This window comes from Bacillus jepli (assembly GCF_047238305.1).
Classification (GTDB): domain Bacteria; phylum Bacillota; class Bacilli; order Bacillales; family Bacillaceae_L; genus Ferdinandcohnia.
The window spans coordinates 920,451-946,647 of record NZ_JBDFMO010000001.1 but is presented as its reverse complement, the minus strand read 5'-3'; the positions used below and the strand labels follow the sequence as shown (position 1 = coordinate 946,647).

35 protein-coding genes are annotated in these 26,197 nt (G+C 39.7%); all 35 read left to right on the top strand.

The features are described 5' to 3' along the window. Nucleotides 1–365: 365 nt before the first annotated feature. The 35 genes from rpoB (at nucleotide 366) to rpsK (ending at nucleotide 26,088) form a co-directional block, all read left to right on the top strand. Nucleotides 366–3,935, top strand: a complete 3,570-nt coding sequence (rpoB, locus tag ABC371_RS04875) for a DNA-directed RNA polymerase subunit beta (protein ID WP_412895788.1) — start codon at nucleotides 366–368, stop codon at nucleotides 3,933–3,935. A gap of 58 nt (nucleotides 3,936–3,993) precedes the next feature. Next, nucleotides 3,994–7,587 carry a DNA-directed RNA polymerase subunit beta' gene (gene rpoC, locus ABC371_RS04870; RefSeq protein ID WP_412895787.1) on the top strand — a complete coding sequence of 1,198 codons (3,594 nt, stop codon included), beginning with the start codon at nucleotides 3,994–3,996 and terminating at the stop codon, nucleotides 7,585–7,587. A 141-nt stretch (nucleotides 7,588–7,728) separates the two neighbouring features. Continuing rightward, nucleotides 7,729–7,977: a 50S ribosomal protein L7ae-like protein gene (locus tag ABC371_RS04865; RefSeq protein WP_412895786.1), complete on the top strand. Its 249-nt coding sequence runs from the start codon at nucleotides 7,729–7,731 to the stop codon at nucleotides 7,975–7,977. A 104-nt stretch (nucleotides 7,978–8,081) separates the two neighbouring features. Beyond that, a complete protein-coding gene (rpsL, locus tag ABC371_RS04860; protein ID WP_116354145.1) occupies nucleotides 8,082–8,504 on the top strand; it encodes a 30S ribosomal protein S12 in 423 nt (140 codons plus the stop codon). Between the two features lie 38 nt (nucleotides 8,505–8,542). Beyond that, nucleotides 8,543–9,013 (top strand): 30S ribosomal protein S7, encoded by a 471-nt coding sequence (gene rpsG / locus ABC371_RS04855; protein ID WP_010285031.1) that lies wholly within the window; start codon nucleotides 8,543–8,545, stop codon nucleotides 9,011–9,013. 82 nt (nucleotides 9,014–9,095) lie between these two features. Beyond that, nucleotides 9,096–11,174, top strand: coding sequence for an elongation factor G (fusA, locus tag ABC371_RS04850; RefSeq protein ID WP_412895785.1), 2,079 nt, complete (start codon nucleotides 9,096–9,098; stop codon nucleotides 11,172–11,174). Nucleotides 11,175–11,294: 120 nt separating this feature from the next. After that, on the top strand, nucleotides 11,295–12,485 hold the full coding sequence (gene tuf, locus ABC371_RS04845) for an elongation factor Tu (protein ID WP_412895784.1): 1,191 nt from the start codon (nucleotides 11,295–11,297) through the stop codon (nucleotides 12,483–12,485). A 369-nt stretch (nucleotides 12,486–12,854) separates the two neighbouring features. Beyond that, nucleotides 12,855–13,163, top strand: coding sequence for a 30S ribosomal protein S10 (gene rpsJ, locus ABC371_RS04840; protein WP_003348621.1), 309 nt, complete (start codon nucleotides 12,855–12,857; stop codon nucleotides 13,161–13,163). Nucleotides 13,164–13,206: 43 nt separating this feature from the next. After that, a complete protein-coding gene (gene rplC / locus ABC371_RS04835) occupies nucleotides 13,207–13,836 on the top strand; it encodes a 50S ribosomal protein L3 (protein ID WP_412895783.1) in 630 nt (209 codons plus the stop codon). Nucleotides 13,837–13,860: 24 nt separating this feature from the next. Then, nucleotides 13,861–14,484, top strand: coding sequence for a 50S ribosomal protein L4 (gene rplD, locus ABC371_RS04830; RefSeq protein ID WP_412895782.1), 624 nt, complete (start codon nucleotides 13,861–13,863; stop codon nucleotides 14,482–14,484). Further along, a complete protein-coding gene (rplW, locus tag ABC371_RS04825) occupies nucleotides 14,484–14,771 on the top strand; it encodes a 50S ribosomal protein L23 (protein WP_116354140.1) in 288 nt (95 codons plus the stop codon). The genes rplD and rplW overlap by 1 nt, the downstream gene beginning before the upstream one ends. A gap of 26 nt (nucleotides 14,772–14,797) precedes the next feature. After that, complete coding sequence (rplB, locus tag ABC371_RS04820) at nucleotides 14,798–15,628, top strand: 50S ribosomal protein L2 (RefSeq protein ID WP_136379911.1); 831 nt, start codon at nucleotides 14,798–14,800, stop codon at nucleotides 15,626–15,628. Between the two features lie 57 nt (nucleotides 15,629–15,685). Then, nucleotides 15,686–15,964, top strand: coding sequence for a 30S ribosomal protein S19 (gene rpsS / locus ABC371_RS04815; protein ID WP_136379910.1), 279 nt, complete (start codon nucleotides 15,686–15,688; stop codon nucleotides 15,962–15,964). 17 nt (nucleotides 15,965–15,981) lie between these two features. After that, nucleotides 15,982–16,323, top strand: coding sequence for a 50S ribosomal protein L22 (gene rplV, locus ABC371_RS04810; RefSeq protein WP_116354137.1), 342 nt, complete (start codon nucleotides 15,982–15,984; stop codon nucleotides 16,321–16,323). 3 nt (nucleotides 16,324–16,326) lie between these two features. Further along, nucleotides 16,327–16,983, top strand: a complete 657-nt coding sequence (rpsC, locus tag ABC371_RS04805) for a 30S ribosomal protein S3 (RefSeq protein WP_116354136.1) — start codon at nucleotides 16,327–16,329, stop codon at nucleotides 16,981–16,983. 1 nt (nucleotide 16,984) lies between these two features. Continuing rightward, a complete protein-coding gene (gene rplP / locus ABC371_RS04800; protein ID WP_136379908.1) occupies nucleotides 16,985–17,419 on the top strand; it encodes a 50S ribosomal protein L16 in 435 nt (144 codons plus the stop codon). After that, nucleotides 17,409–17,606, top strand: coding sequence for a 50S ribosomal protein L29 (rpmC, locus tag ABC371_RS04795; protein WP_010285065.1), 198 nt, complete (start codon nucleotides 17,409–17,411; stop codon nucleotides 17,604–17,606). Before rplP ends, rpmC begins: the two co-directional genes overlap by 11 nt. A gap of 28 nt (nucleotides 17,607–17,634) precedes the next feature. Then, the gene (gene rpsQ, locus ABC371_RS04790) at nucleotides 17,635–17,898 is read left to right on the top strand and encodes a 30S ribosomal protein S17 (RefSeq protein WP_116354134.1); all 264 of its coding nucleotides are present in this window, start codon (nucleotides 17,635–17,637) and stop codon (nucleotides 17,896–17,898) included. A gap of 46 nt (nucleotides 17,899–17,944) precedes the next feature. After that, nucleotides 17,945–18,313: a 50S ribosomal protein L14 gene (gene rplN / locus ABC371_RS04785; protein ID WP_116354133.1), complete on the top strand. Its 369-nt coding sequence runs from the start codon at nucleotides 17,945–17,947 to the stop codon at nucleotides 18,311–18,313. Nucleotides 18,314–18,350: 37 nt separating this feature from the next. Next, complete coding sequence (gene rplX / locus ABC371_RS04780) at nucleotides 18,351–18,662, top strand: 50S ribosomal protein L24 (protein WP_136379906.1); 312 nt, start codon at nucleotides 18,351–18,353, stop codon at nucleotides 18,660–18,662. 24 nt (nucleotides 18,663–18,686) lie between these two features. Next, the gene (gene rplE / locus ABC371_RS04775; RefSeq protein ID WP_412895781.1) at nucleotides 18,687–19,226 is read left to right on the top strand and encodes a 50S ribosomal protein L5; all 540 of its coding nucleotides are present in this window, start codon (nucleotides 18,687–18,689) and stop codon (nucleotides 19,224–19,226) included. 13 nt (nucleotides 19,227–19,239) lie between these two features. After that, a complete protein-coding gene (gene rpsN, locus ABC371_RS04770; protein WP_010285078.1) occupies nucleotides 19,240–19,425 on the top strand; it encodes a 30S ribosomal protein S14 in 186 nt (61 codons plus the stop codon). A gap of 30 nt (nucleotides 19,426–19,455) precedes the next feature. Beyond that, nucleotides 19,456–19,854, top strand: coding sequence for a 30S ribosomal protein S8 (gene rpsH, locus ABC371_RS04765; RefSeq protein WP_099352750.1), 399 nt, complete (start codon nucleotides 19,456–19,458; stop codon nucleotides 19,852–19,854). A gap of 28 nt (nucleotides 19,855–19,882) precedes the next feature. Next, nucleotides 19,883–20,419 carry a 50S ribosomal protein L6 gene (rplF, locus tag ABC371_RS04760; RefSeq protein ID WP_412895780.1) on the top strand — a complete coding sequence of 179 codons (537 nt, stop codon included), beginning with the start codon at nucleotides 19,883–19,885 and terminating at the stop codon, nucleotides 20,417–20,419. 32 nt (nucleotides 20,420–20,451) lie between these two features. After that, nucleotides 20,452–20,814 (top strand): 50S ribosomal protein L18, encoded by a 363-nt coding sequence (rplR, locus tag ABC371_RS04755; RefSeq protein WP_010285081.1) that lies wholly within the window; start codon nucleotides 20,452–20,454, stop codon nucleotides 20,812–20,814. Between the two features lie 22 nt (nucleotides 20,815–20,836). Beyond that, nucleotides 20,837–21,337 (top strand): 30S ribosomal protein S5, encoded by a 501-nt coding sequence (rpsE, locus tag ABC371_RS04750; RefSeq protein WP_116354129.1) that lies wholly within the window; start codon nucleotides 20,837–20,839, stop codon nucleotides 21,335–21,337. Between the two features lie 13 nt (nucleotides 21,338–21,350). Further along, on the top strand, nucleotides 21,351–21,533 hold the full coding sequence (gene rpmD, locus ABC371_RS04745) for a 50S ribosomal protein L30 (protein ID WP_010285086.1): 183 nt from the start codon (nucleotides 21,351–21,353) through the stop codon (nucleotides 21,531–21,533). 32 nt (nucleotides 21,534–21,565) lie between these two features. Next, nucleotides 21,566–22,006 (top strand): 50S ribosomal protein L15, encoded by a 441-nt coding sequence (gene rplO, locus ABC371_RS04740; RefSeq protein WP_412895779.1) that lies wholly within the window; start codon nucleotides 21,566–21,568, stop codon nucleotides 22,004–22,006. Then, nucleotides 22,006–23,298, top strand: coding sequence for a preprotein translocase subunit SecY (gene secY / locus ABC371_RS04735; protein WP_136379903.1), 1,293 nt, complete (start codon nucleotides 22,006–22,008; stop codon nucleotides 23,296–23,298). The genes rplO and secY overlap by 1 nt, the downstream gene beginning before the upstream one ends. A 57-nt stretch (nucleotides 23,299–23,355) precedes the next feature. Then, nucleotides 23,356–24,006, top strand: coding sequence for an adenylate kinase (locus ABC371_RS04730; RefSeq protein ID WP_412895778.1), 651 nt, complete (start codon nucleotides 23,356–23,358; stop codon nucleotides 24,004–24,006). After that, nucleotides 24,007–24,753 carry a type I methionyl aminopeptidase gene (map, locus tag ABC371_RS04725; protein ID WP_412895777.1) on the top strand — a complete coding sequence of 249 codons (747 nt, stop codon included), beginning with the start codon at nucleotides 24,007–24,009 and terminating at the stop codon, nucleotides 24,751–24,753. Between the two features lie 172 nt (nucleotides 24,754–24,925). Next, nucleotides 24,926–25,144 carry a translation initiation factor IF-1 gene (infA, locus tag ABC371_RS04720; RefSeq protein WP_010285101.1) on the top strand — a complete coding sequence of 73 codons (219 nt, stop codon included), beginning with the start codon at nucleotides 24,926–24,928 and terminating at the stop codon, nucleotides 25,142–25,144. Between the two features lie 32 nt (nucleotides 25,145–25,176). After that, nucleotides 25,177–25,290 (top strand): 50S ribosomal protein L36, encoded by a 114-nt coding sequence (gene rpmJ, locus ABC371_RS04715; protein ID WP_003156543.1) that lies wholly within the window; start codon nucleotides 25,177–25,179, stop codon nucleotides 25,288–25,290. Nucleotides 25,291–25,313: 23 nt separating this feature from the next. Further along, the gene (gene rpsM, locus ABC371_RS04710; RefSeq protein WP_010285107.1) at nucleotides 25,314–25,679 is read left to right on the top strand and encodes a 30S ribosomal protein S13; all 366 of its coding nucleotides are present in this window, start codon (nucleotides 25,314–25,316) and stop codon (nucleotides 25,677–25,679) included. A gap of 19 nt (nucleotides 25,680–25,698) precedes the next feature. Further along, nucleotides 25,699–26,088, top strand: a complete 390-nt coding sequence (gene rpsK, locus ABC371_RS04705) for a 30S ribosomal protein S11 (protein ID WP_099352759.1) — start codon at nucleotides 25,699–25,701, stop codon at nucleotides 26,086–26,088. The last annotated feature ends 109 nt before the right edge of the window (nucleotides 26,089–26,197 follow it).

The following is a 26,197-nucleotide window of genomic DNA, read 5'->3' as shown; positions in this document are numbered from 1 at the left end:
ATTTTTCCATGTATAACTAAAAAATTAAATATATGTATAAATATAGTATGTATGGAAAAACTAATAAAATCAATAGTTTGTTTTTGAAAGTGTGGTTTTCTTAGTAGAAACCCTTTTTCTTTTTGTCTATAAAAAGGGTGTTTTGTACGAAGTTTAAACCATTTTACATAAACAAAAAATGAGTGCATGTTAGGCATGAAAAGTCGAAGTTGTTTGGAAATTGATAGGCTGCATTTTGTGTCCTATCATTTTGATTTGTGGTTAACATTCTTATTAATTATACAAGTTCAAAAGTAGACTTTAATAATTGATAAGTATTTATAAATTAGCAAGATTAATAACGCTTGATATGAGGGGTGAATGGGTTGATAGGTCAACTAGTTCAGTATGGACGACACCGCCAACGAAGAAGTTATGCTCGTATTAGTGAAGTTTTAGAATTACCAAATCTTATTGAGATTCAAACCTCTTCTTATCAGTGGTTTCTTGATGAGGGTCTTAGGGAGATGTTCCAAGATATTTCCCCGATTGAAGACTTTACAGGTAACCTATCTCTAGAGTTCATTGATTACAGTTTAGGTGAGCCAAAGTATTCCGTAGAAGAATCAAAGGAAAGAGATGTTACTTATTCAGCACCACTTCGAGTTAAGGTACGTTTGATCAACAAAGAAACTGGTGAAGTAAAAGATCAAGATGTATTTATGGGTGACTTCCCACTCATGACAGAAACGGGTACATTCGTTATCAATGGTGCAGAACGTGTAATTGTTTCTCAATTAGTTCGTTCGCCGAGTGTTTATTTCAGTGGTAAAGTTGATAAGAATGGAAAACGAGGCTTTACTGCAACGGTAATACCAAACCGTGGTGCATGGTTAGAATATGAAACAGATGCGAAGGATGTTGTATACGTTCGTATTGATCGTACTCGAAAACTACCGCTAACGGTTCTTTTGCGCGCGCTCGGGTTTGGCTCTGATCAAGAAATCATCGATTTATTCGGTGAAAATGAATATTTACGTAACACACTTGAGAAAGACAACACAGAAAGCACAGAAAAAGCATTACTAGAAATATATGAGCGTCTACGTCCAGGAGAACCACCGACAGTAGAAAACGCAAAAAGTTTATTAGAATCACGCTTTTTTGATCCAAAGCGTTACGACCTTGCGAGTGTAGGTCGTTATAAGATAAATAAAAAACTTCATATTAAGAATCGTTTGTTTAATCAACGTTTAGCGGAAACACTTGTAGATCCTGAAACAGGTGAAATCATCGTAGAAAAGGATACTCTTCTCGATCGTAGAACGCTAGATCGTATCATTCCGTATTTAGAGAACGGTATTGGATTTAAATCACTTCAACCATCAGGTGGCGTGATTGATGAAGAAGTTACCCTTCAATCTATTAAAATTTACGCACCAAATGATCCGGATGGCGAACAAGTCATTAACGTCATAGGTAATGCCTATATTGAAGAAGGTGTTAAGAATATTACACAAGCGGATATTCTTTCTTCAATAAGTTATTTCTTTAACTTGCTACATCAAGTTGGAGATACAGATGATATCGACCATCTAGGTAACCGTCGTTTGCGTTCTGTTGGTGAACTTTTGCAGAACCAATTCCGTATCGGCTTATCAAGAATGGAACGTGTTGTTCGTGAGAGAATGTCAATTCAAGATACGAATACCATTACTCCACAGCAACTCATCAATATTCGTCCAGTGATTGCGTCTATTAAAGAATTCTTTGGTAGCTCACAGCTTTCACAGTTCATGGACCAAACGAATCCATTAGCAGAATTAACACATAAACGAAGACTATCAGCATTAGGACCTGGTGGACTTACACGTGAACGTGCAGGGTTTGAAGTGCGTGACGTTCACTATTCTCACTATGGTCGTATGTGTCCAATCGAAACACCAGAAGGTCCAAATATCGGGCTAATCAACTCATTGTCATCTTATGCAAAAGTGAATCGATTTGGGTTTATTGAAACTCCATATCGAAGAGTTGATCCTGAGACTGGTAAAGTAACAGATCGTATCGATTACTTAACAGCAGATGAAGAAGATAACTATGTTACCGCTCAGGCGAATTCTCGTTTGAGTGATGATGGTACATTTTTAGATGAAGATGTAGTTGCTCGTTTCAAGGGTGAAAACACAGTTGTTCACCGTGACCGAATTGACTACATGGACGTATCGCCGAAACAAGTTGTATCTGCAGCGACAGCTTGTATTCCATTCTTAGAAAATGACGACTCCAACCGTGCTCTAATGGGGGCGAACATGCAACGTCAAGCTGTTCCATTAATGCAACCAGAAGCTCCGCTTGTTGGTACAGGTATGGAATATGTATCTGGTAAAGACTCAGGTGCGGCCGTTATTTGTAAACACCCTGGAATTGTTGAACGTGTTGAAGCAAAACAAATTTGGGTACGTCGTTATGCAGAAGTGGATGGTCAGAAGGTAAAAGGTGACCTTGATAAATATCGTCTCCTTAAATTTATTCGTTCTAACCAAGGTACATGTTATAACCAACGTCCAATTGTTACTGAAGGGGACGAAGTTGTTAAGGGAGAAATCCTTGCAGACGGTCCTTCGATGGAACAGGGTGAACTAGCATTAGGACGAAACGTTCTTGTTGGTTTCATGACTTGGGATGGATATAACTATGAAGATGCCATTATCATGAGTGAAAGACTTGTAAAAGACGATGTGTATACTTCTATTCATATTGAAGAATACGAATCAGAATCTCGTGATACAAAATTAGGACCTGAAGAAATTACACGTGATATTCCAAACGTTGGGGAAGATGCGTTACGTAACCTTGACGAGCGTGGAATCATCCGTATTGGTGCAGAGGTAAAAGACGGTGATTTACTAGTAGGTAAGGTTACACCTAAAGGGGTAACTGAACTTACAGCGGAAGAGCGACTTCTACATGCGATATTCGGTGAAAAAGCACGTGAGGTTCGTGATACTTCTCTTCGTGTACCGCATGGTGGAGAAGGGATCGTTCTTGATGTAAAAGTATTTAACCGTGAAGACGGTGATGAATTACCACCTGGTGTAAACCAGCTTGTTCGTGTCTACATTGTTCAAAAACGTAAAATTCACGAAGGCGATAAGATGGCTGGTCGTCACGGAAACAAAGGGGTAATTTCAAGAATTCTTCCTGAAGAAGATATGCCATTCCTTCCAGATGGAACACCGATTGACATCATGTTAAATCCATTAGGGGTACCGTCACGTATGAATATTGGTCAGGTACTGGAGCTACACTTAGGTATGGCTGCTAGACAACTTGGCATTCACGTTGCAACTCCAGTATTTGATGGTGCGACTGAAAATGATGTTTGGGATACTCTAGAAGAAGCTGGAATGTCTCGTGATGCGAAAACAGTATTATATGATGGAAGAACGGGAGAACCGTTTGACAATCGTGTATCTGTTGGTGTGATGTATATGATTAAATTAGCACACATGGTTGACGACAAACTCCATGCTCGTTCAACTGGACCTTATTCTCTTGTTACGCAACAGCCTCTTGGAGGTAAAGCGCAATTCGGAGGACAACGTTTCGGTGAAATGGAAGTTTGGGCGCTTGAAGCTTATGGAGCTGCATATACACTACAAGAAATCCTAACAGTCAAGTCAGACGATGTTGTTGGTCGTGTGAAGACTTATGAAGCGATTGTTAAGGGTGAAAATGTACCAGAACCTGGTGTCCCTGAATCATTCAAAGTATTGATCAAAGAACTTCAATCACTTGGTTTAGATGTGAAGATCCTTTCCGGTGATGAAGAAGAGATTGAAATGCGTGATTTAGAAGAAGATGAAGAAGCGAGTCAATCAGAGGGAATATCTCTTGATTCTGACCAAAAAACTGATTCAGAACTAGAAAAGAACGCAGTTGTTAAGGAATAGAGTTAACAAGCAAAGGTCAATTAGGGTAATCCTGTAGATCGAAAGGGAGGTAGGCCCCTTGCTAGATGTTAATAATTTTGAATACATGAGCATTGGTCTCGCTTCACCCGATAAAATCCGTTCATGGTCTTTCGGTGAAGTGAAAAAGCCAGAAACAATCAACTATCGTACATTAAAGCCAGAAAAAGATGGTTTGTTCTGTGAACGAATCTTTGGTCCTCAAAAGGACTGGGAGTGTCACTGTGGTAAATACAAGCGTGTTCGCTACAAAGGTGTCGTCTGTGACCGATGCGGCGTTGAAGTAACTCGTGCAAAAGTTCGTCGTGAACGTATGGGACATATTGAACTTGCTGCACCTGTATCACATATTTGGTACTTTAAAGGAATTCCAAGCCGAATGGGACTTGTCTTAGACATGTCCCCTCGGGCTCTTGAAGAAGTTATCTATTTTGCATCCTATGTAGTAACAGAAACAGGAGATACTCCTTTAGATAAAAAGCAATTGCTTTCTGAAAAGGAATATCGTGCGTACCGTGAAAAATACGGAAACACATTCCATGCTGCAATGGGTGCTGAAGCGATTAAAAAGCTTCTTCTTGATATTGATCTAGAAAAAGAAGTTGATGGTCTGAAAGAAGAATTAAAAACTTCTCAAGGACAAAGAAGAACTCGTGCAATTAAGCGACTAGAAGTACTAGAGGCATTCCGTAACTCTGGAAATGAGCCTTCATGGATGATTCTTGATGTACTACCAGTCATTCCTCCTGAACTACGTCCAATGGTTCAGCTTGACGGTGGTCGTTTTGCAACATCAGATTTAAACGATTTATATCGTCGTGTGATTAATCGTAACAATCGTTTAAAACGCCTATTAGATTTAGGTGCTCCAAGCATTATCGTTCAGAACGAAAAACGTATGCTTCAAGAAGCGGTTGATGCGTTGATTGACAATGGACGTCGCGGAAGACCGGTTACCGGTCCTGGTAATCGTCCATTAAAATCACTTTCACATATGCTAAAAGGTAAACAAGGTCGTTTCCGTCAAAACTTATTAGGTAAACGTGTTGACTACTCTGGTCGTTCCGTTATCGTTGTAGGACCGAATCTTAAGATGTACCAATGTGGATTACCGAAGGAAATGGCATTGGAATTATTCAAACCGTTTGTAATGAAAGAGCTTGTTGAAAAAGGTCTTGCTCACAATATAAAGAGTGCGAAACGTAAAATCGAACGTGTGCAGCCAGAGGTTTGGGATGTCCTCGAATCTGTTATTAAGGAGCATCCGGTTCTCTTAAACCGTGCACCTACACTACACCGTTTAGGTATTCAAGCATTCGAACCAACATTAGTTGAAGGACGCGCAATTCGTCTACACCCACTCGTATGTACTGCTTACAACGCAGACTTCGACGGTGACCAAATGGCGGTTCACGTACCACTTTCTGCAGAAGCACAGGCTGAAGCAAGATTATTAATGTTGGCAGCACAAAATATCCTTAACCCGAAAGATGGAAAACCAGTTGTTACGCCGTCACAGGACATGGTATTGGGTAACTATTACCTAACTATGGAACGTCCAGGAGCAGTTGGAGAAGGAATGGTCTTTAAGGATACAAACGAAGCTATTCTTGCGTATCAAAATGGTTATGTGCACTACCATACAAGGGTTGCGGTACATGCTGGTTCACTAAATAACGAAACATTTACTGAAGAACAAAATAATATGTTGCTTATGACAACGGTAGGTAAATTAATTTTTAACGAGATTCTTCCGAAATCATTCCCGTATATTAATGAGCCTACAAAAACAAACCTAGAAGTGAAAACACCTGAAAAGTATTTCATACCTAAAGGTGCAAATGTTAAAGAACTTATCCAAAGTCAGGAGCAAATTGAACCATTCAAGAAGAAGATTCTCGGTAATATTATCGCTGAAGTCTTCAAACGGTTTAAAATTACTGAAACCTCAAAAATGCTTGATCGTATGAAGGATCTTGGATTTAAGCACTCGACAAAAGCAGGTATTACCGTTGGTGTAGCTGACATTGTTGTTTTAGCTGAAAAAGAAGAAATCTTAGCACAAGCACAAGCGAAGGTTGATAATGTTCTAAAACAATTTAGACGTGGTTTAATCACGGAAGATGAGCGTTATGATCGTGTTATCTCGATTTGGAGTGCTGCAAAAGATACAATTCAAGGTAAGCTAATGGCTTCACTTGATAAGCGCAACCCAATTTTCATGATGAGTGACTCTGGTGCCCGTGGTAATGCATCCAACTTTACACAGTTAGCTGGTATGCGTGGATTAATGGCGAACCCGGCTGGACGTATCATTGAACTTCCAATTAAATCAAGCTTCCGTGAAGGTTTAACAGTGTTGGAATACTTCATTTCGACTCACGGTGCGCGTAAAGGACTTGCGGACACAGCATTAAAGACAGCTGACTCTGGTTACCTAACAAGACGTTTAGTTGACGTTGCTCAGGACGTAATTGTACGTGAGGATGACTGTGGTACAGATCGTGGCTTACTTGTAGGCGCGTTAAAAGAGGGAACAGAAATTATCGAACCTCTTGATGAACGTCTAAATGGTCGTTACGCAAGAAAGAAAGTTGTTCATCCTGAAACCAATGAAGTATTAGTAGCAGAAAACGAATTAATTACAGAAGATATCGCTAAAGCAATTGTTGATGCTGGTGTTGAGGAAGTAACCATTCGTTCTGCATTTACATGTAATACACGCCATGGCGTATGTAAAAAATGTTATGGACGAAATCTAGCAACAGGATCAGAAGTTGAAGTTGGTGAAGCAGTTGGTATTATTGCTGCTCAATCAATCGGTGAACCAGGTACACAGCTTACAATGCGTACGTTCCACACTGGTGGGGTTGCTGGAGATGACATCACTCAAGGTTTACCTCGTATTCAAGAACTATTTGAGGCGAGAAATCCGAAAGGTCAAGCTGTTATCACTGAAATTGCGGGTGTAGTAACGTCCATTAATGAAGTAAAAGATAGACAGCAAGAAATTGTAATCCAAGGAGAAGTAGAATCACGTTCTTACACTGCACCATACAGTGCTCGATTGAAAGTCGCTGAAGGACAGCAAGTTGAAAGTGGTCAGGTACTAACAGAAGGTTCAGTTGATCCAAAGGAATTACTAAAGGTAACAAGTACATCAGCTGTCCAAGAATACCTCTTAAAAGAAGTTCAAAAAGTTTATCGTATGCAGGGTGTTGAAATCGGTGATAAACACGTCGAAGTAATGGTAAGACAAATGCTTCGTAAAGTTAGAGTCATTGATGCAGGTGACACAGATGTATTACCAGGTTCACTACTTGATATACATCAGTTCACTGATGCAAACACGAAGGTTTTACTAGAAGGTAAAGCACCTGCTACAGGTAGACCAGTGCTTCTAGGTATTACAAAAGCATCACTAGAAACTGATTCGTTCCTATCTGCTGCGTCATTCCAAGAGACAACACGCGTCTTAACTGATGCCGCAATTAAAGGAAAACGCGATGAGTTACTAGGATTAAAAGAGAATGTAATTATTGGTAAACTTGTTCCAGCAGGTACAGGTATGACTCGTTATCGTCGAGCAGAACCAGTAGTTGTAGAGCAAGAAGACCCAGTTGGTGTTGAATAAAGGTTAGAAGAGCATATCTAAGATATTGGATGTCTACTGTGAGCGAAATAATTTTTATTTGCTTGTAGTTGACATCCTTCTCTTAGGGTGTTAATATATCTAAGGTGCTCCTTAAACCTGTTACTTTGGAGGATATATTATATGTCTTATGAAAAAGTATCACAGGCAAAGAAGATTATCATTGGTACAAAGCAAGCAGTAAAAGCATTACAAACCGATAAGGTATCGGAAATTGTTATAGCAGAAGATGCGGATCGGCGTGTAATCAATAAAGTATTACAGATAGCCGAGGATCGACAAATTCCAATATCAAAGGTAGATTCGATGAAGAAGCTTGGAAAAGCTTGTGGAATCGAAGTAGGAGCTTCTACTGTGGCGATTATTAATTAAAAACTGTTTTTGTGGAAATGAATCTACAAAGACTTTGTTTTTTGTAAAAAAATGAACCACCTGGATATGTGGTCTTGACGAATCAAGAAGGGAGGAAACAAATAATGCCTACAATTAACCAATTAATTCGTAAGGGTCGTGAAACTAAAGTTCAAAAGTCCGACTCTCCTGCATTAAATAAAGGTTATAACAGCTTCAAAAAGTCACAAACTAATACTACTTCACCTCAAAAGCGTGGTGTTTGTACTCGTGTTGGTACAATGACTCCGAAGAAACCGAACTCAGCATTACGTAAGTATGCGCGTGTACGTTTAACAAACGGAATTGAGGTTACTGCTTATATCCCAGGAATTGGTCACAACTTACAAGAGCACAGTGTTGTACTAATTCGTGGTGGACGTGTTAAGGACTTACCAGGGGTACGTTATCACATCGTTCGTGGTGCGCTTGATACTGCTGGTGTTAATAACCGTGCGCAAAGCCGTTCTAAATACGGTACTAAGAGACCAAAAGCAGCAAAGAAATAATAGACTAACATATTTAAGACTGAAAGGAGGAAATATCAATGCCTCGTAAAGGACCTGTTGCTAAAAGAGATGTATTACCAGATCCGATTTATAATTCAAAGCTTGTAACTCGTTTAATCAACAAAATGATGGTTGATGGAAAAAGAGGTAAATCACAAGCGATTCTATATAACGCGTTTGATTTAGTACAACAACGTTCAGGTAAGGATGCAATGGAAGTGTTTGAACAAGCGCTTAAAAACATCATGCCTGTACTAGAAGTAAGAGCACGTCGTGTAGGTGGTGCAAACTATCAAGTTCCTGTTGAAGTTCGCCCTGACCGTCGTACTACTCTAGGTTTACGTTGGTTAGTAAACTACGCTCGTCTTCGTGGTGAAAAAACTATGGAAGAGCGTTTAGCTAACGAAATTCTAGATGCAGCTAACAATTCTGGTGCATCAGTTAAGAAACGTGAAGATACACACAAAATGGCGGAAGCAAACAAAGCATTTGCTCACTACCGTTGGTAAAATAAGAGCTCTGTTAAGTAGATTAACAGAGCCATTACTACAATAAAAATTATACTTACTCATAGGAAGGAGAAAGACCCAAATGGCAAGAGAGTTCTCCTTAGAAAAGACTCGTAATATTGGTATCATGGCCCACATCGATGCTGGTAAAACAACAACTACTGAGCGTATCCTTTATTACACTGGTAAAATTCATAAACTCGGTGAAACTCACGAAGGTGCATCTCAAATGGACTGGATGGAGCAAGAACAAGAACGTGGTATCACCATTACTTCTGCTGCAACAACTGCATCATGGAAGGGTCACCGCGTTAACATCATTGACACTCCAGGACACGTAGACTTCACAGTTGAGGTTGAACGTTCACTTCGTGTACTTGATGGAGCTGTTACAGTTCTTGATGCACAATCTGGCGTTGAGCCACAAACTGAAACAGTTTGGAGACAAGCTACAACTTATGGTGTTCCAAGAGCTGTATTCGTAAACAAAATGGACAAGATCGGCGCTGACTTCCTTTATTCTGTTAGCACACTTCATGACCGTCTTCAAGCGAATGCACATCCAATTCAATTACCAATTGGAGCAGAAGATCAATTCAGAGGTATCATTGACCTTGTTGAAATGAATGCAACATTCTATGGTGATGACTTGGGAACTGATGTTGAAGTAGGAGAAATTCCTGAAGAATTTCAAGACCAAGCAAACGAATACCGTGAAAAACTCGTAGAAGCTGTAGCGGAATTAGATGAAGACTTGATGGAAAGATACCTTGGTGGAGAAGAAATCTCTAACGAGGATTTGAAAAAGGCGATTCGTACTGCAACACTTAAGGTAGAGTTCTACCCTGTAATGTGTGGTACTGCATTCAAGAACAAAGGTGTTCAAAAAATGCTTGATGCTGTTATCGACTATCTTCCAGCTCCAACAGATGTTGCATCTATTCAAGGTCATGACGCTGATACTGGGGAAGATATTGAACGTCATTCAGACGACAACGAACCATTCTCAGCACTTGCATTCAAAGTAATGACTGATCCTTTTGTTGGTAAGTTAACATTCTTCCGTGTGTATTCTGGTACATTAAACTCTGGATCATACGTGAAAAACTCAACAAAAGGAAAGCGTGAACGTATTGGACGTATCCTTCAAATGCACGCGAACCACCGTCAAGAAATTACAACTGTTTATGCTGGTGACATTGCTGCAGCTGTAGGATTGAAAGATACTACAACTGGTGATACATTATGTGATGAAAAGGATAATGTAATTCTTGAATCTATGACATTCCCAGAGCCAGTTATTCAACTTTCTGTTGAGCCTAAATCAAAAGCTGACCAAGACAAAATGTCTACAGCTTTACAAAAGCTACAAGAGGAAGATCCAACATTCAGAGCACATACTGATCAAGAAACAGGTCAAACGATCATTGCTGGTATGGGTGAGTTACACTTAGACGTCCTAGTGGATCGTATGAAGCGTGAATTCAAAGTAGAAGCAAATGTTGGTGCTCCACAAGTTGCGTACCGCGAAACTTTCCGTCAATCTGCACAAGTTGAAGGTAAATTCGCTCGTCAATCAGGTGGACGTGGTCAATACGGACACGTTTGGATCGAATTCTCACCAAACGAAGAAGGAAAAGGCTTTGAATTTGAAAATGGGATTGTTGGTGGTGTTGTACCGCGTGAATACATCCCTGCTGTACAGGCTGGTCTAGAAGACGCTCTTCAAAGAGGGGTTCTAGCAGGTTATCCATTAGTAGACATTAAAGCTAGACTTTTTGATGGTTCTTACCATGACGTTGACTCTAGTGAAATGGCGTTTAAGATTGCTGCTTCAATGGCACTTAAAAACGCTGCTTCAAAATGTCAACCAGTTATCCTTGAACCTGTCATGAAAGTTGAAGTTGTAATGCCTGAAGAATACTTAGGCGACATTATGGGTGGTATTACTTCTCGTCGTGGACGCGTTGAAGGTATGGAAGCTCGTGGTAACGCGCAAGTAGTACGTGCTATGGTTCCACTATCTGAAATGTTTGGTTATGCTACTTCTTTACGTTCTAACACACAAGGACGTGGAGTATTTACAATGCACTTCGATCACTATGAAGAAGTACCAAAATCAATTTCTGAAGAAATTATCAAAAAAAATAAAGGTGAATAATTGATTTTCACCTTTACATCAAGTATAACTACTTATGTAGGCCTTGAAAGTGGAGTTGCCTCCACTTTCGGGATATCATACTTACTATTAAAATAACAAATACTTAAGGAGGCTTTTCAAATGGGAAAAGAGAAATTTGACCGTTCGAAACCACATGCTAATATTGGTACAATTGGACACGTTGACCATGGTAAAACTACTTTAACAGCTGCTATCACTACTGTTCTTGCTAAAAGAAGCGGAAAAGGTGCAGCAATGGGTTATGACCAAATTGATGGTGCGCCTGAAGAGCGTGAGCGTGGAATCACAATCTCAACTTCACACGTTGAGTATGAAACTGACAACCGTCACTATGCACACGTAGACTGCCCAGGACACGCTGACTACGTTAAGAACATGATCACTGGAGCTGCTCAAATGGACGGCGGGATCTTAGTAGTATCTGCTGCTGACGGCCCAATGCCACAAACTCGTGAGCACATCCTTCTTTCTCGTCAAGTAGGTGTTCCTTACCTTGTTGTATTCATGAACAAATGTGACATGGTAGACGACGAAGAATTATTAGAATTAGTAGAAATGGAAGTTCGTGACCTTCTTTCTGAATACGACTTCCCTGGTGACGATGTACCAGTAATCAAAGGTTCTGCTCTTAAAGCTCTTGAAGGAGAAGCTGAGTGGGAAGAAAAAATCATTGAATTAATGGCTGCTGTTGACGAATACGTTCCAACTCCAGAGCGTGACACTGAAAAGCCATTCATGATGCCTGTTGAGGATGTATTCTCAATCACTGGTCGTGGTACTGTTGCTACAGGACGTGTTGAGCGTGGACAAGTTAAAGTTGGTGATGTAGTTGAAATCATCGGTTTAACTGAAGAGCCAAAATCAACTACTGTAACAGGTGTTGAAATGTTCCGTAAGCTTCTTGACTATGCTGAAGCTGGTGACAACATTGGTGCACTACTTCGTGGTGTTTCTCGTGAAGAAATCCAACGTGGTCAAGTACTTGCAAAGCCAGGTACAATCAAGCCACACACAAAGTTCAAAGCTGAAGTTTACGTTTTATCTAAAGAAGAAGGTGGACGTCATACTCCATTCTTCTCAAACTACCGCCCACAGTTCTACTTCCGTACAACTGACGTAACTGGAATCATTCAACTTCCAGAAGGTGTTGAAATGGTTATGCCTGGCGACAACATCGAAATGACTGTTGAACTAATCGCTCCAGTTGCAATCGAAGACGGAACTAAGTTCTCAATTCGTGAAGGTGGACGTACAGTAGGCGCTGGCGTTGTTGCTACAATCACTGAGTAATAACAATAGGTCTTCAAAAACAGGCGGATGATCCGCCTGTTTTTTTGTATAATTTCTGTTATATATAGAAAGGAAACATCGGAAAGTTTCAGATAAACTTGTTTCCAAAATCTTACGCTAAAATAATATAGAGCTTTAGTTGAAAAGTCCTCTATAGGTGTGTATAATTGAAAAAGTGCGATAGACATGCATAAAATAAAGATTTATGTTGCATTTCGTATTAGTTTTTTATATAATAGACAATGTTGGTCTTTGACTGCGATGATGTGGAAGGTTGCTGATACACCCGGCCGCTTTGCCATGGCGAGTGTAAGGAAATTTCCACGGAGAAGGTCTATTTTAAAAGTAGGCGAAAAAGGAGGGAAAATAATGGCAAAACAAAAAATTCGTATTCGTTTAAAAGCATATGATCACAGAATTCTTGATCAATCTGCAGAGAAAATCGTAGAAACAGCAAAACGTTCTGGGGCGGCAGTTTCTGGTCCAATCCCACTTCCAACTGAGAAGTCTGTTTATACGATTCTTCGTGCTGTTCACAAGTATAAAGATTCTCGTGAACAATTTGAAATGCGTACACACAAGCGCTTAATCGACATCATTAACCCAACACCACAAACTGTTGATTCATTAATGCGTTTAGATTTACCATCTGGTGTTGACATTGAAATCAAACTTTAATTTTAAATGAAATAAATTGTAAATATTATAGGAGGTGTGACTAATGACCAAAGGAATCTTAGGAAGAAAAGTTGGTATGACTCAAGTATTCGTAGGTAACGGTGAACTTATCCCTGTAACTGTAATCGAAGCTGCTCCAAACGTAGTTCTTCAAAAGAAATCAGTTGAAACTGATGGATATGAAGCTGTACAAATCGGTTTCGATGACAAGAGAGAAAAGCTTTCAAACAAACCTGAAAAGGGTCATGCATCAAAAGCAAACACTGCACCTAAGCGCTTCGTTCGCGAATTACGCGGAGTTAACTTAGATGAGTTTGAAGTTGGTCAGGAAGTCAAAGTTGATATCTTCGCTGAAGGAGATATTGTTGATGTAACAGGAATTTCAAAAGGTAAAGGATTCCAAGGTGCGATTAAGCGCCACGGACAATCTCGCGGACCAATGTCTCACGGTTCACGCTATCACCGTCGTCCTGGTTCTATGGGACCTGTAGCTCCAAACCGTGTATTCAAAAACAAACTTCTACCTGGTCGTATGGGTGGAGACCGTATCACAGTACAAAACTTAGAGATCGTGAAAGTAGATACAGAACGTAATCTTCTTCTAGTAAAAGGTAATGTACCTGGTGCGAGAAAATCTGTTGTTACAGTTAAGAGAGCTGTTAAAGCAAAATAATTACTAGGAAAGGAGGACATTTGAATGCCTAAAGTATCATTGTATAACCAAACTGGTTCAGCTGTTGGAGAAATCGAATTAAACGATTCTGTATTCGGTGTTGAACCAAATCAACAAGTTTTATTCGATGCAGTAATCATGCAAAGAGCTTCCTTACGTCAAGGAACTCACAAAACAAAGATTCGTTCTGAAGTAGCAGGCGGAGGACGTAAACCATGGCGTCAAAAGGGCACTGGTCGTGCTCGTCAAGGTTCAATTCGCTCACCACAATGGCGTGGTGGTGGAACAGTATTTGGTCCAACTCCAAGAAGCTACAGCTACAAGTTACCTAAAAAAGTACGCCGTTTAGCAATCAAATCAGCATTATCTACTAAGGTATTAGAGGAAAACATTCTAGTATTAGACAATCTAGTATTAGAAGCTCCTAAAACTAAAGACATGGTTGCGGTACTGAAAGGATTAAACGTAGATCGCAAAGCGTTAATTGTAACTGCAGACGTTAATGAAGCAGTAGAACTTTCAGCTCGTAATATTCCTGGAGTAACAGTTGTTGTTGCAAATGGAGTAAGTGTTCTTGATGTTCTTAACCATGATAAGCTTGTGATTACTAAAGCTGCGGTGGAAAAAGTAGAGGAGGTGCTCGCATAATGAAAGATCCTCGTGATATTATTAAGAGCCCTGTTATTACTGAACGTTCATCAGACCTAATGGCTGAAAAAAAATACACATTTGAAGTTGACGTTAAATCAAACAAAACCGAAGTTAAGGATGCGATTGAGCAAATTTTCGGCGTTAAAGTTGAAAAAGTTAACATCATGAACTACAAAGGTAAGTTCAAACGTGTAGGACGTTACAGTGGATATACAAATCGTCGCAGAAAAGCTATCGTTAAACTAACAGAAGACAGCAAAGAAATCGAATTCTTTGAAGTATAATTTTATAGAGAAGGAGGGAAATAGAGATGGCGATTAAACATTACAAACCAACCTCTAACGGTCGTCGTGGAATGACAACATTAGATTTCGCAGAAATCACTACGGACAGACCAGAGAAATCATTACTTGCACCTTTAAACAAAAAAGCTGGTCGTAATAACCAAGGTAAAATAACAGTACGTCATCAAGCTGGCGGACATAAGCGTCAATACCGTATAATCGACTTCAAACGCGAAAAAGATGGTATACCAGGACGCGTTGCTACGATCGAATACGATCCAAACCGTTCAGCAAACATTGCATTAATCAACTATGCGGATGGAGAAAAACGTTACATTATTGCTCCAAAAAACCTAAAAGTAGGTATGGAGGTCGTTTCAGGACCTGAAGCTGACATTAAAACAGGTAATGCACTTCCATTAGCAAACATCCCAGTAGGTACAGTAGTACACAACATCGAATTAAAGCCTGGTAAAGGTGGACAATTAGTTCGTTCAGCTGGTACTTCTGCACAAGTACTTGGTAAAGAAGGTAAATACGTTCTTGTTCGTTTGAATTCTGGTGAAGTACGCATGATTCTTGCTACTTGCCGTGCAACTGTAGGTCAAGTAGGCAACGAACAACATGAACTAGTTAACATTGGTAAAGCAGGTCGTTCACGTTGGTTAGGCAAACGCCCAACAGTTCGTGGATCTGTTATGAACCCTAACGATCACCCACACGGTGGTGGTGAAGGTAAAGCACCTATCGGACGTAAGTCTCCTATGACTCCATGGGGTAAACCAACTCTTGGTGCTAAAACTCGTAAGAAGAAAAACAAATCAGATAAATTCATCGTACGTCGTCGTAAAAAATAACGGGGTTGTGCTACGGTTCGTTGGAACCGTAGGCCAATCACGAAGGGAGGTTCACTTATGGGACGCAGTTTGAAAAAAGGACCTTTTGTAGATGATCACTTAATGAAAAAGGTTGAAAATCAAAACGGATCTGAGAAGAAACAAGTTATTAAAACTTGGTCACGTCGTTCAACGATTTTCCCTCAATTCATCGGTAATACAATCGCGGTATATGATGGTCGTAAGCATGTACCAGTTTACGTTACTGAAGATATGGTAGGTCACAAACTTGGTGAATTTGCACCAACTCGTACTTACAAAGGCCACGCAAGTGACGATAAGAAAACAAGACGCTAATGAGAGGAGGATTATCTATGCAAGCTAAAGCTGTTGCGAGAACAGTTCGTATTGCTCCTCGTAAAGTTCGTTTAGTAGCAGATTTAATTCGAGGCAAGCAAGTAGGTGAAGCAATCGCAATCCTACGTCATACACCTAAAGCTGCTTCTCCTATTGTAGAAAAGGTATTAAATTCTGCGATTGCGAATGCAGAGCATAACTACGAAATGGACGCTAATAACCTAGTTATTACTGAAGCATATGTAAATGAAGGTCCAACATTAAAAAGATTCCGTCCAAGAGCTATGGGACGTGCAAGTCAGATTAACAAACGCACTAGCCACATTACAATCGTGGTATCAGAAAAGAAGGAGGGATAAGTAGTGGGTCAAAAAGTTAATCCTATTGGAATGCGTGTCGGCATCATTCGTGACTGGGAGTCAAAATGGTACGCAGGCAAAGATTATGCAGATTTATTACACGAAGACCTTAAAGTTCGCGAATATATCGCAAAACGTTTAAGTGATGCTTCTGTTTCTAAAGTTGAAATTGAACGTGCTGCAAATCGTATCAACGTTACTGTTCATACTGCTAAACCTGGTATGGTTATTGGTAAAGGTGGTACAGAAGTTGAAGCACTTCGTAAAGCATTAAACCAATTAACAGGTAAGAGAGTACACATCAACATCCTTGAAATTAAAAGAGCTGATCTTGATGCAACTCTAGTAGCTGAAAACATCGCACGTCAATTAGAAAACCGTGTTTCTTTCCGTCGTGCACAAAAACAAGCTATCCAACGCTCAATGCGTGCTGGAGCACAAGGTATTAAAACACAAACTTCTGGTCGTTTAGGCGGAGCGGATATTGCTCGTGCAGAACACTATAGTGAAGGAACAGTTCCACTTCACACTCTTCGTGCAGACATTGATTACGGTACTGCAGAAGCTGATACAACTTACGGAAAAATTGGTGTAAAAGTTTGGATCTATCGTGGAGAGGTCCTTCCTACGAAGAAGAAAACTGAGGAAGGAGGAAAATAATATGTTATTACCAAAACGTGTGAAATACCGCAGAGAACACCGTGGAAAAATGCGTGGTCAAGCAAAAGGTGGTACTGAAGTACATTTCGGTGAGTTCGGTTTACAAGCTCAAGAAGCTTCTTGGATTACAAACCGTCAAATCGAAGCTGCTCGTATCGCTATGACACGTTATATGAAACGTGGCGGTAAAGTTTGGATTAAAATTTTCCCATCTAAGCCATATACAGCAAAACCTTTAGAGGTACGTATGGGTTCCGGTAAAGGTGCTCCTGAAGGATGGGTAGCAGTAGTTAAACCCGGAAAAGTATTATTTGAAATTGCTGGTGTATCCGAAGAGATTGCTCGTGAAGCGCTACGCCTAGCAGCTCATAAGCTACCAGTTAAAACTAAATTTGTAAAACGTGAAGAAATTGGTGGTGAATCAAATGAAAGCTAATGAAATCCGTGACCTTACCACTGCCGAAATTGAACAAAAAGTAAAATCATTAAAAGAAGAGTTATTTAACCTTCGCTTTCAACTAGCTACTGGTCAACTTGAGAATACTGCACGTATTCGTGAAGTTCGTAAATCGATCGCTCGTATGAAAACAGTAGTCCGCGAAAGAGAAATCGGTCGTAAATAATCGATAACCAGGAAGGAGGTCTACGATAGTGAGTGAACGTAACCAACGTAAGGTCTACCAAGGACGTGTTGTATCTGACAAAATGGATAAAACAGTTACTGTTCTTGTAGAAACATATAAAAAACATTCTCTTTACGGTAAACGCGTAAAGTATTCAAAGAAATTTAAAGCACATGATGAAAACAATGTTGCTAAAATCGGCGACATCGTAAAAATTATGGAGACTCGCCCATTATCTGCTACTAAACGCTTCCGTCTTGTTGAAGTAGTAGAAAAAGCAGTTATTATCTAATATATTTTGTTCGGATCAATCAATAGTCCGAAGGGAGGTTTCATGAATGATTCAACAAGAAACTCGTTTGAAAGTTGCTGACAACTCAGGAGCACGTGAGGTACTAACTATTAAAGTATTAGGTGGTTCTGGTCGCAAAACAGCAAACATTGGTGATGTTATCGTATGTACAGTAAAACAAGCAACACCAGGTGGCGTTGTTAAAAAAGGTGATGTTGTTAAAGCTGTAGTTGTACGTACGAAACGTGGTGTACGTCGTAATGACGGAACTTACATCCGTTTTGATGAAAATGCTTGTGTTATTATCCGTGACGACAAGAGTCCACGTGGAACTCGTATCTTCGGTCCAGTAGCACGTGAATTACGTGATAGTAACTTTATGAAAATTGTTTCACTAGCTCCAGAAGTATTATAATTCGAAATCGATTGGCCTTTAAGGAGGTGCGAACTAGATGCATGTAAAAAAGGGTGACAAGGTACAGGTCATTTCAGGGAAAGATAAAGGTAAACAAGGTGTAATCCTTGAAAGCTTTCCAAAGAAAGACCGTGTCATTGTAGAAGGCGTTAATATTGTAAAGAAACACTCAAAACCGTCTCAAGCGAATCCACAAGGTGGTATCATTAGCCAAGAGGCACCTATTCATGTATCAAATGTAATGCCATTAGATCCTAAATCTGGTACTCCAACACGTGTTGGTTATACAGAAGTTAATGGCAAAAAGGTACGTGTAGCAAAAAAATCCGGTGAAGTTTTAGATAAATAGTAAATAAAGAAAGGAGGTACTTACATGAACCGCCTAAAAGAAAAATTTCAAAAAGAAATTACACCTGCTCTAATGAGCAAGTTTAACTATACGTCTGTTATGCAGGTTCCAAAAGTAGAAAAAATCGTGATCAACATGGGTGTTGGTGACGCTGTTCAAAACTCTAAAGTATTAGACAACGCAGTAGAAGAATTAGCTGCTCTTAGTGGTCAAAAGCCAGTTGTTACTAAAGCTAAGAAATCAATCGCTGGTTTCCGTCTTCGTGAAGGAATGCCTATCGGTGCGAAAGTTACACTACGCGGAGAGCGTATGTACGATTTCTTAGATAAGCTTGTTTCTATCTCACTACCACGTGTACGTGACTTCCGTGGAGTATCAAAGAAATCATTTGATGGTCGTGGAAACTACACTTTAGGTGTAAAAGAACAATTAATTTTCCCTGAAATTGATTACGATAAAGTAAGTAAAGTTCGTGGTATGGATATCGTTATCGTAACTACTGCAAATACTGACGAAGAAGCTCGTGAGTTATTAACAGCATTCGGTATGCCGTTCCAAAAGTAAAGGAGGCGAAAACGTGGCTAAAAAATCAATGATTGCGAAACAAAAACGCACACAGAAATTTAAAGTACAAGAGTACACACGTTGCGAACGTTGCGGCCGTCCACACTCTGTATTACGTAAATTTAAATTATGCCGTATTTGTTTCCGTGAACTAGCTTATAAGGGTCAAATTCCTGGTGTAAAAAAAGCAAGTTGGTAAACCCCGAATTGGGAAGGAGGTAAAAATACTATGGTGATGACAGATCCAATTGCAGATATGCTTACTCGCATCCGTAATGCGAACATGGTTCGTCATGAGAAGCTTGAAATCCCTGCATCAAACATTAAAAGGGAAATCGCTGAAATTTTAAAGCGTGAAGGTTTCGTTCGTGACGTTGAATATATTGAGGATGACAAACAAGGTATCATTCGTATTTTCTTAAAATACGGTGCAAACAATGAGCGCGTAATTACTGGTCTTAAGCGTATTAGTAAGCCTGGTCTACGTGTTTATGCAAAATCTAACGAAGTACCACGTGTGTTAAACGGTCTAGGTATCGCGATCGTTTCAACTTCACAAGGTGTATTAACTGATAAAGAAGCTCGTCAAAAGCAAGCCGGCGGAGAAGTATTAGCTTACGTTTGGTAATAGCTTGATAAGAATGGAGGTGTAGTACATGTCACGTATTGGTAAAAAACCAATCGAATTACCATCTGGTGTTACTGTAACTTTCAACGGTAATACTGTTACTGTAAAAGGACCAAAAGGCGAATTAACTCGTGCTTTTCATCCTGATATGCAAATCAATGTTGAAGACAACGTGATCAACGTTGTTCGTCCAACTGATAATAAAGAACACCGTGCTCTTCACGGTACAACACGTAGTCTACTTGGAAACATGGTTGAAGGTGTTTCTAAAGGCTTCGAAAGAGGCTTAGAGCTAATCGGGGTCGGATACCGTGCTCAAAAAGCTGGAAATAAGCTTGTATTAAACGTTGGTTACTCTCATCCAGTAGAAATCGTTCCAGAGACTGGCGTTGAAATCGATGTACCTTCTAACACTAAGATTGTAGTTAAAGGTATCGATAAAGAACGTGTTGGAGCGTTAGCTGCTAATATTCGTGGTGTACGTCCGCCTGAGCCTTATAAAGGAAAAGGTATTCGCTACGAAGGTGAATTTGTTCGTCGTAAAGAAGGTAAAACTGCGAAGTAAGCCTTTTTAGGTAAAAGAAAGGAGAGACGTAAATGATTACGAAACAGGATAAAAATGCAGTTCGTAGAAAAAGACATGCTCGTGTTCGTTCTCGTGTTTCAGGAACTGCTACTCGTCCTCGCCTAAATGTGTTCCGTTCAAACAAACACATTTACGCTCAATTAATCGATGATGTTAACTCAGTAACAATCGCAAGTGCTTCTACATTAGACAAAGAACTTTCTGTTGAAGGTTCTGGTAACGTAGATGCTGCAACAAAGGTTGGCGAACTAGTTGCTAAGCGTGGTATCGAAAAAGGAATCAAAGAGGTAGTATTCGACCGCGGAGGTTACCTATATCACGGACGTGTAAAAGCATTAGCAGAAGCTGCTCGTGAAGCTGGATTACAATTTTAATAAAAAAGGAGGGACATTATAGATGCGTCGCATTGATCCGAATAAATTAGAACTTGAAGAACGCGTAGTTACCGTTAACCGTGTTGCTAAAGTTGTAAAGGGTGGACGTCGTTTCCGCTTTGCAGCATTAGTAGTAGTTGGTGATAAGAACGGTCACGTTGGTTTTGGAACTGGTAAAGCACAAGAAGTTCCAGATGCAATCCGTAAAGCAATTGAAGATGCTAAAAAGAACCTAATCTCTGTACCAATGGTTGGAACAACAATTCCTCACCAAGTAGTTGGTCAATTTGGAGCAGGAGAAGTATTACTAAAACCTGCGTCTGAAGGTACTGGAGTTATCGCTGGTGGACCAGTTCGTGCGGTATTAGAACTTGCTGGTGTCGGTGATATCCTTTCTAAATCTTTAGGAACAAACACTCCAGTAAATATGATTCGTGCTACAATTGAAGGTTTAAGTCAATTAAAGCGTGCTGAAGAAGTAGCTAAGTTACGTGGTAAATCAGTAGAAGAACTGTTAGGATAGGAGGGAAAACACAATGTCAAAGAAATTAGAAATCACCCTCACTCGCAGTGTCATTGGACGTCCTGAAGACCAACGTGTAACTGTTCGTACTCTTGGATTGAAAAAATTACATCAAACTGTTGTTCATGATGATAATGCTGCGATTCGCGGTATGATTAATAAAGTTGCTCACCTAGTTACGGTTAAAGAACAATAATTGAATTTTTTCTGAAATAAGGAGGTGCCCAAATGAAACTTCATGAATTACAAGCAACTGAAGGATCTCGTAAAACACGTAATCGTGTTGGACGTGGAACTGGTTCAGGTAATGGTAAAACTGCTGGTAGAGGTCATAAAGGTCAAAACTCACGTTCAGGTGGCGGTGTACGTCCTGGTTTTGAAGGTGGTCAAATGCCTTTATTCCAACGTCTACCAAAACGTGGTTTCACAAACATCAATCGCAAAGACTTTGCAATTGTTAACTTAGAAACATTAAATCGTTTTGAAGACGGAACAGAAGTAACACCTGAACTTTTAATTGAAACTGGTGTTGTAAGTAAACTGAATGCTGGAATTAAGATCCTTGGTAAAGGTACTCTTGACAAAAAGCTAACAGTTAGAGCTCACAAATTCTCCTCTACTGCTCAACAAGCGATTGAAGCTGCTGGCGGAAAAACTGAGGTGATCTAATGTTTCAAACAATCTCCAATTTTATGCGCGTTGGTGATATAAGAAACAAAATTATATTCACCTTACTTATGTTAGTAGTATTTCGAATCGGCACCTTTATTCCAGTACCAAATGTAAATGCCGACGTTTTAAGGGCTTCTGATAGCAATACAGCGTTCGGTCTTTTAAATACATTTGGTGGTGGAGCGTTGTTTAACTTCTCAATCCTTGCGATGGGTATCATGCCTTATATCACTGCTTCAATTATCATACAGTTGTTGCAAATGGACGTAGTTCCTAAATTTACGGAATGGTCCAAGCAAGGAGAAGTTGGACGTCGTAAATTAGCACAGTTTACTCGCTATGGAACGATCGTGCTCGGTTTTATCCAAGCATTAGGTATGTCGTACGGCTTTAACAATATGTCAAATGGTATGTTAATCGAAAATCCTAGTATCGGAACGTATTTATTAATCGCTGTTGTGTTAACTGCTGGTACTGCATTTTTAATGTGGTTAGGTGAACAGATTACAGCGAAGGGCGTTGGTAACGGAATTTCGATTATCATTTTCGCTGGTATTGTTGCCGGTATTCCAACAGCTGTAAACCAAATTTATATTCAACAATTTGAAGATGCAGGGGATCAACTATTCCTAAGCATCATTACTGTTGTTTTATTGCTAATTGCTGTTATAGCTGTTGTCGTAGGTGTAATATTTGTACAACAAGCTTTACGTAAAATTCCAATTCAATATGCAAAGCGGTTAGCTGCTAATAGCCCGGTTGGAGGACACTCCACTCATTTACCGTTAAAAGTAAATGCGGCTGGTGTTATTCCTGTAATCTTTGCAGTTTCTTTCATTATCACACCACCAACGATTGCATCGTTCTTTGGTCCTAATGCGGTGACTGAATGGATTCAAAAATATTTTGATTATTCCCAGCCAGTTGGGATGATTATATATATCGCGCTAATCATTGCGTTCACATATTTCTACACATTTGTTCAAGTTAATCCTGAGCAAATGGCAGATAATTTGAAAAAGCAAGGCGGCTACATTCCAGGGATTCGCCCAGGAAGAAACACGCAAGAATATGTAACAAAAATTCTGTATCGTTTAACTTTTGTTGGTTCTATTTTCTTAGCAGCAATTTCTGTTCTTCCTGTATTCTTTATAAAATTTGCGAATTTACCGCAGTCTGCACAAATTGGTGGAACTAGCTTGCTCATCGTTATTGGTGTTGCACTTGAGACGATGAAGCAGCTTGAAAGTCAGCTTGTAAAACGTCATTATAAAGGATTTATCAAATAAGGTCTGGGAATGTTTTTCCCAGCACCTCTAAGAAAGAGGTTAGAGGGGGCAAATCACTTGAACTTAGTATTAATGGGGCTGCCGGGTGCTGGTAAAGGTACTCAAGCCGAAAAAATCGTAGAAAAGTACAATATCCCTCATATCTCAACAGGAGATATGTTCCGTGCTGCAATAAAAGATGGAACAGAACTAGGACTTCAAGCAAAATCCTTTATGGATAAAGGTGAGCTTGTGCCTGATGAAGTTACGATCGGAATTGTCCGTGAACGATTAAGCAAGGACGATTGCAACCAAGGATTTTTACTTGATGGATTCCCGCGTACTGTTCCACAAGCAGAAGCGCTTGAGGCAATCCTTACTGATCTTGAGAAGAAGATCGACTATGTTATTAACATCGAAGTCGATTCTGACATTTTACTTGAGAGATTAACTGGTCGTCGAATTTGTAAGGACTGCGGTGCTACTTACCACTTAGTATTCAACCCGCCTAGCCAGGAAGGGACATGCGATAAATGTGGTGGAGAACTTTATCAACGTGCTGATGACAATGCGGAGACAGTTGGAACTCGCCTTCAAGTGAATATCGAGCAATCGAAGCCACTTCTTGACTTTTATCAGGAAAAAGGCTATCTTCGCAATATTGATGGACAACAAGAAATTAACAAAGTTTTTGGTGATGTAGAGGAGCTCCTTGGGGGATTAAAGTAAATGATTATTTGCAAGTCACCAAGAGAGATTGAAATATTGCGCGAAGCTGGCAAAATCGTTGCATTGACACACCAAGAATTACAAAAATATATTACTCCAGGGATTTCAACGAAAGAACTGGATACAATTGCTGAAAAGTTTATTCGTGGATATGATGCAATTCCTTCTTTTAAAGGGTATAATGGTTTTCGCGGTAGTATCTGCACTTCTGTTAATGAAGAGCTGGTACATGGTATACCAGGTGATCGTGTCTTACAAGATGGAGATATTATTAGTATCGATATCGGAGCTAAGTATAATGGTTATCATGGTGACTCAGCTTGGACTTATCCGGTAGGTGCGATTTCACTAGAAAATCAAAAACTTCTTGAAGTGACGAAAAATGCTCTTTATCAAGGATTAGAAGAAGCAAAACCTGGTGTGCGTCTTTCAAATATTTCTCATGCAATCCAAGTTTATGTCGAGACCCATGACTTTTCGATTGTTCGGGAGTATGTAGGTCACGGTGTAGGCAAAGAATTACATGAGGAGCCACAAATTCCACATTATGGTCCTCCGAATAAAGGACCTCGTTTAAAACCAGGAATGGTACTTGCCGTTGAACCGATGGTAAATGCAGGTAGTCGATACGTGAATACGTTAGCAGATAACTGGACTGTTGTAACAGTCGATGGCAAAACGTGTGCGCATTTTGAACATACGATTGCTATTACAGAAACAGGGTATGAGATCTTAACAAAATTGTAAGGCACAAACCCTATTCATTAGAATAACATTCATCTAATTTTTGATTACGTATCTCCGGAAGTTCAGAGCAGTATTAATAAAACTGGTCGATGGCAAACGTATAGGATGATTAGTGTGTATCGATGTTTGTCAATGAGCAAGTTACTGATTTGAAGAAGGGAGAACAATTCCAATGGCGAAAGATGATGTAATTGAAGTTGAAGGTACTGTTGCAGAGACATTACCTAATGCAATGTTTAAAGTTGAATTAGAGAATGGTCATACTGTTTTGGCTCATGTTTCTGGTAAAATTCGCATGCACTTTATTCGTATTTTACCTGGAGACAAGGTTACGGTTGAATTATCACCATATGACTTGACTCGCGGTAGGATTACGTACCGTTTTAAATAAATGCGCTCCGAACTATCAAGGAGGTTTGAAAAATGAAAGTGAGACCATCTGTTAAACCTATCTGCGAAAAGTGTAAGGTTATTCGTAGAAAAGGTAAAGTAATGGTAATTTGTGAAAACCCAAAACATAAACAAAAACAAGGCTAATAAATAAGGAGGTGTACGTCTATATGGCACGTATTGCTGGTGTTGATATTCCACGTGAAAAACGTGTGGTTATATCTTTAACATATATTTTCGGAATTGGACGTCCAACTGCACAAAAAATTCTAGCAGAAGCTGGTGTCTCTGAAGATACACGAGTTCGTGATCTAACTGAAGACGAATTAAATAAAATTCGTGATATCGTTGACCGTTATAAAGTAGAAGGTGACCTTCGTCGTGAAGTTTCACTTAACATCAAACGTTTAATCGAAATCGGTTCTTACCGTGGTCTACGTCATCGTCGTGGATTGCCTGTAAGAGGCCAAAACACTAAAAATAACGCTCGTACACGTAAGGGACCTCGTCGTACTGTAGCAAACAAGAAGAAATAGTAAGGGAGGTAATGGATAAATGGCACGTAAAACGAATACTCGTAAACGTCGTGTAAAAAAGAATATTGAATCTGGTGTTGCACACATCCGTTCAACATTTAACAATACGATCGTAACAATTACAGATGCACACGGAAATGCAATCTCTTGGTCAAGTGCTGGTGCACTTGGTTTCAAAGGTTCACGGAAATCTACTCCATTCGCTGCACAAATGGCTGCTGAAACAGCTGCAAAAGCTTCAATGGAGCATGGTATGAGAACTCTTGAAGTAACTGTAAAAGGCCCTGGCGCAGGACGTGAAGCTGCAATTCGTGCTCTTCAGGCTGCTGGTCTTGAAGTTACAGCTATTAAAGATGTTACTCCAGTACCACATAACGGATGTCGCCCACCAAAACGTCGTCGTGTGTAACATTCATTCAAATACGACAAGACGTATTTCATCTTTTTCTGTATAAGATTTATGATCCAAGGCTATAATGGATTAATGGGTTTTGATAAACTTTTTTATTCTTATAAGT